We start from the raw sequence: 4508 nt of genomic DNA, 5'->3' as shown, positions 1-4508 counted from the left end.
CAACGTCACGGGCGAAAAGGTTAATATTTATGAACCTTTCGCCAAGATTTTGCCTTCTTTTGATTTCAGATTGTCCGGCAACGGGCGAACTGCCGCCCGATTCTTTGAGACGGGAGGTCCGCTATGGACATGTTGCCCCTCGTCCCGGTCGTATTGCTAGGTGCCGTTGGTGTTTGGCTTTTATGGCCGGTGATCGTTGACCCTTTGAAGGCGAATTTGCGCTTGGACAGGCGCGGTGGCTCGGAGTCTGCTGACAGCCTGGCGGACGGATTGTTCGGCGCATGGCGTGATCAGTCCGAAAAAGTTGACCTGACCGATCCTTTGCGGCGCGGTTAGACGGCTTCGGCCAAAGTCGTGCGGCGGTGCTCGAGGAATGCGATTTCCAGAGCGTCTTTCCAGCCGCCGTTGTATCCTTTGCAATTCTGGTCGCGGAGAATGTCGAAGCCAGAGTGCGTAAGAACAAGCCGGGGGCCGTTGGCATCGGGCTGAAAGCGCACGGCCACTGTTGTGGCTTTGGCTTCGGTGCGTCCGACGTCCCATGTGACAGCACAAAACGTGCGCCCGGTTGCCAGCCGGTGATCGTGGCCCATGCACGAATTCCCCCGTCGGCGCATGTTTCCAGAAGGCGGCCCCCAAGCTTGGGTTCAAACGTCACGCTATTGGGCCCCATGCCGGCTTCGTTTGCGCTTATGGAGTGGGATTCCATTGGCCACCAGTCGGCCATGTTTTCGGGGAAAACCGAGAAGGCACGGGCAGGGGGACGAAGACGGATTTTTCAACGGGGTCTATCATTTGTTATCCTTTTCTTGAGCAGCGATACGGCGAGCTTCGGCAGAAAATGCAGTGAGAGCATCGTCGCAAAGCCAGTCGCACCAGGCGCGCAGGTCGGCGATGGCTTCTGGGCGCAAAATGTAGATACGGCGAGCGCCAAAGGGGTCGACAGTGACGAGGTCCGCGCCGGTCAGCACCTTTAGACGTTGCGACACGGCAGGGCGCGGGACGGGAAGGGTTTCGGCAATTTTACCAACGGGGGCGGGTGATCTTCGAAGGCGTTCGTCTATCGCGCGGCGTGTCGGATCACCGAGGGCGGCCATCGGGCCGGAGATTTCTATTTGGTTAGTCCTGACTTTCGCTAAGTCTGGCCATATATCGCGTCAAGCTTTGTGATGATTATTCGGTCTGCGTCCCTTGCAGGTCGTCGGGGGCGCTACTAAGACTCTGGCAACATTCACGCGCTATGACGACGGCGACGACGCGAAGGCAGGCACAATGCACGATCCGGTAGAGACTTATATGAACCTTGTTCCCATGGTGGTTGAGCAGACCAGCCGTGGTGAGCGGGCCTATGACATTTTTTCGCGGCTCCTTAAGGAACGCATCATTTTTGTGAACGGACCCGTGCATGACGGCATGAGCCAGCTGGTTGTGGCCCAGCTTTTGCATCTTGAAGCGGAAAACCCGTCGAAAGAGATTTCGATGTATATCAACTCGCCCGGCGGTGTCGTGACCGCGGGGCTGTCGATTTATGATACAATGCAATACATCCGCCCGAAAATTGCGACGCTTTGTATTGGCCAGGCGGCGTCCATGGGCTCGCTTTTGTTGACGGCCGGCGAGAAGGGGATGCGTCTGTCGCTGCCCAATTCGATTATTATGGTGCATCAGCCGTCGGGTGGCTTTCAGGGGCAGGCGAGTGATATTTTAATCCACGCCCGTCACACCGAACGTTTGAAGCGTCGATTAAACGAAATCTACGTGAAGCACACCGGGCAAACGCTGAAAAAGGTCGAGGATGCGCTGGAGCGGGACAACTTCATGACCGCGGAAGAAGCCAAGGACTGGGGCCTGATTGACGAGATTGTTGAGAGCCGTGGTGCGATTGAAGGGTCTGATAGTTAACCAGACGTTACGATCACACCTAGATCATGACGCGGTGAATGTGCGAATTTGGCGTTGTGCCTCCTTTGGCGGTGCCATAGGCTTTAGACCAATGGGGCGCAAGTGAAGCGAAAGACACTGCACGTCCGACCTAGGACGCGTGGTCAACAGGCAGACGGCCGAGAAGGTATGTGATGGCGAATAATTCGGGCGAAAGCAAAAATACGCTTTATTGTTCTTTCTGCGGAAAGAGCCAGCATGAAGTCAGAAAATTGATCGCCGGGCCGACAGTTTTCATCTGCGACGAGTGCGTCGAACTTTGCATGGATATCATCCGCGAGGAGACGAAGACCGCCGGTCTGAAAGCATCAGACGGTGTGCCGAGCCCGCAGGAGATTTGCAGCGTTCTTGATGACTACGTGATCGGGCAGATGCATGCGAAACGGGTTTTGTCTGTGGCGGTGCATAACCACTACAAACGTCTGAACCACGCGGATAATTCTGACATTGAGCTGGCGAAGTCCAACATCATGTTGATTGGCCCCACCGGGTGCGGAAAAACGTTGCTGGCCCAGACCTTGGCGCGCATTCTTGATGTGCCGTTCACGATGGCCGATGCGACAACTTTGACCGAAGCGGGTTATGTCGGCGAAGACGTCGAGAATATCATTCTGAAGCTTTTGCAGGCGAGCGAATACAACGTCGAGCGCGCGCAGCGTGGCATCGTCTATATTGACGAAGTCGACAAGATCACACGCAAGTCGGACAATCCTTCCATCACGCGGGACGTGTCGGGGGAAGGTGTGCAGCAGGCACTATTGAAAATCATGGAAGGCACGGTTGCGTCCGTGCCGCCGCAGGGTGGTCGCAAGCATCCGCAACAGGAATTCCTGCAGGTCGACACGACGAATATTCTGTTCATCTGTGGTGGTGCATTTGCGGGTCTTGATAAGATCATCGCACAACGCGGCAAGGGCTCGGCAATGGGTTTTGGCGCGGATGTGCGGGACCCGGATTCAAAATCAGTTGGCGAGTATTTCAAGGACCTTGAGCCGGAGGACCTTTTGAAGTTTGGCCTTATCCCTGAGTTTGTGGGTCGTTTGCCGGTTATCGCGACGCTGGAAGACCTGGACGAAGACGCTCTGGTGACGATCCTGACCCAGCCGAAGAACGCTTTGGTTAAGCAGTACCAGCGTTTATTCGAGTTGGAAGATGCCAAGCTGAATTTCACCGACGATGCCTTATCAGCAATTGCGAAACGCGCGATCAAGCGCAAGACTGGCGCGCGTGGATTGCGATCGATCATGGAAGACATCTTGCTTGATACGATGTTCGACCTGCCGGGGCTGGACAGCGTGGAAGAGGTCGTGGTGAACGAAGAGGCCGTGAATTCGGATGCGGCCCCTTTGATGATCCACAGTGATGCAGAAAAAGAGCCAGCCAGCGCGGGCTGAACAGGTCGATACAATTAAAAAGGCCGCCTTTAGGGGCGGTTTTTTATTGAGGTAAAGAGTTTTGCAGGCTTCGCGCCAAAGCACGCAGCACACGGCGGTCGGGCCTAGACCTTGGAGTGCCCTTGCGGCATACCTTGGTCAAAGGGTCATGAAAGGTCCGAAATGGGAATTGTAAATACGCTTCTGCGCTCTGTCACCTGGTGGAATGGCCAGTCGTTTGGCACCCAGCTTTTTACCTGGCGCAACGGGCAAAAGGTCGGCGAGGACAATCAGGGCAACATCTTTTACCAGTCGAAAGACGGGGTAAAGCGTTGGGTGATTTACAATGGTGAGTCCGAGGCGAGCCGGGTCGATCCAAGCTGGCACGGCTGGCTGCACCATACATGGGACGAGCCCCCAACAACGTCGCCGTTGCCCCGCAAAGACTGGGAAAAGCCGCATCTTGAAAACATGACGGGCACGCCTGCCGCCTATGCGCCCGCAGGGTCGATCCGTCGGGCTGACCCGGTGTCGCGTAAGGACTATGAGGCCTGGACGCCGGAGTAAGCACAATGCCTGAGAGAGTTGGAGAAGTGATCACAGGTGGCGCGGTTTTGGCTGTGGCTGCCGGTTTTCTGTTTTATGCCTCGCAATTTGGCGGCTTCGGAGCCGGCGGCGACGGCGCGACCTATACTGCGTCTTTCCGATCAGCTGAAGGTGTACAAGTCGGAACAGATGTGCGGCTTGCGGGCGTGAAAGTTGGGTCGGTCACAGGCCTTGACCTTGATCCCGCGACGTTCCGCGCGGACGCGTCTTTGTCGGTCGACAGGATTGTGGTTTTGCCGGAAGACACGGCTATTATCATCTCGTCAGAAGGCCTTCTGGGCGGCAGCTTTGTTGAGCTTTTGCCCGGCGGGTCGGCGTTCAATCTTGAACCCGGTGCCGAGATTGAAGATACGCAAAGCTCGGTCAGCATAGTGCAGCTTTTGTTGCGGTTTGTGTCGGGCGGCGAGGAATGAAGTCCTTGTTCGCGGTGATTCTGATCGCATTTGCGCCGATGGCGTTTGCGCAGGACACCGTGATTACGTCACCGATTGATGGCTCGACCACTATATTGACGACGCCCGATGTCGCGGCCAGTTCGGTGCGTGCTATACAGGCTCCGGGCGCGACTTTGCGAGGGCTTGATAAGGTTTC

Annotated in this window: 8 protein-coding genes; 6 read left to right on the top strand and 2 right to left on the bottom strand. The window is 56.1% G+C overall.

Annotation, left to right across the window (positions count from 1 at the left end; all coding sequences use genetic code 11):
• Positions 1-123 precede the first annotated feature (123 nt).
• The gene (locus Q1B15_RS20220) at positions 124-336 is read left to right on the top strand and encodes a hypothetical protein (protein WP_299757318.1); all 213 of its coding nucleotides are present in this window, start codon (positions 124-126) and stop codon (positions 334-336) included.
• Here Q1B15_RS20220 and Q1B15_RS20215 read toward each other — a convergent pair.
• On the bottom strand, positions 333-590 hold the full coding sequence (locus tag Q1B15_RS20215) for a hypothetical protein (RefSeq protein WP_299757316.1): 258 nt from the start codon (positions 588-590) through the stop codon (positions 333-335). The genes Q1B15_RS20220 and Q1B15_RS20215 overlap by 4 nt on opposite strands.
• 198 nt (positions 591-788) lie before the next feature.
• A complete protein-coding gene (locus tag Q1B15_RS20210; RefSeq protein WP_299757314.1) occupies positions 789-1094 on the bottom strand; it encodes a metalloregulator ArsR/SmtB family transcription factor in 306 nt (101 codons plus the stop codon).
• 175 nt (positions 1095-1269) lie between these two features.
• Between Q1B15_RS20210 and Q1B15_RS20205 the strand changes: the two genes are divergently transcribed.
• From Q1B15_RS20205 to Q1B15_RS20185, 5 genes are all read left to right on the top strand, one after another.
• Positions 1270-1899, top strand: a complete 630-nt coding sequence (locus tag Q1B15_RS20205) for an ATP-dependent Clp protease proteolytic subunit (protein ID WP_299757312.1) — start codon at positions 1270-1272, stop codon at positions 1897-1899.
• Between the two features lie 173 nt (positions 1900-2072).
• Positions 2073-3332 carry an ATP-dependent Clp protease ATP-binding subunit ClpX gene (gene clpX / locus Q1B15_RS20200; protein ID WP_299757310.1) on the top strand — a complete coding sequence of 420 codons (1260 nt, stop codon included), beginning with the start codon at positions 2073-2075 and terminating at the stop codon, positions 3330-3332.
• Positions 3333-3494: 162 nt separating this feature from the next.
• Positions 3495-3878 (top strand): NADH:ubiquinone oxidoreductase subunit NDUFA12, encoded by a 384-nt coding sequence (locus tag Q1B15_RS20195; RefSeq protein WP_299757308.1) that lies wholly within the window; start codon positions 3495-3497, stop codon positions 3876-3878.
• A gap of 5 nt (positions 3879-3883) precedes the next feature.
• Positions 3884-4330, top strand: coding sequence for an outer membrane lipid asymmetry maintenance protein MlaD (locus Q1B15_RS20190; RefSeq protein WP_299757306.1), 447 nt, complete (start codon positions 3884-3886; stop codon positions 4328-4330).
• Positions 4327-4508 (top strand): hypothetical protein (locus Q1B15_RS20185; RefSeq protein WP_299757303.1); only part of this gene is annotated, 182 nt, incomplete at its 3' end. The genes Q1B15_RS20190 and Q1B15_RS20185, both read left to right, overlap by 4 nt.

Origin of the sequence: uncultured Boseongicola sp. (assembly GCF_937988555.1) — a bacterium.
In the GTDB taxonomy this organism is placed as follows: domain Bacteria; phylum Pseudomonadota; class Alphaproteobacteria; order Rhodobacterales; family Rhodobacteraceae; genus Boseongicola.
This window is presented reverse-complemented; position numbering and strand designations above follow the sequence as displayed.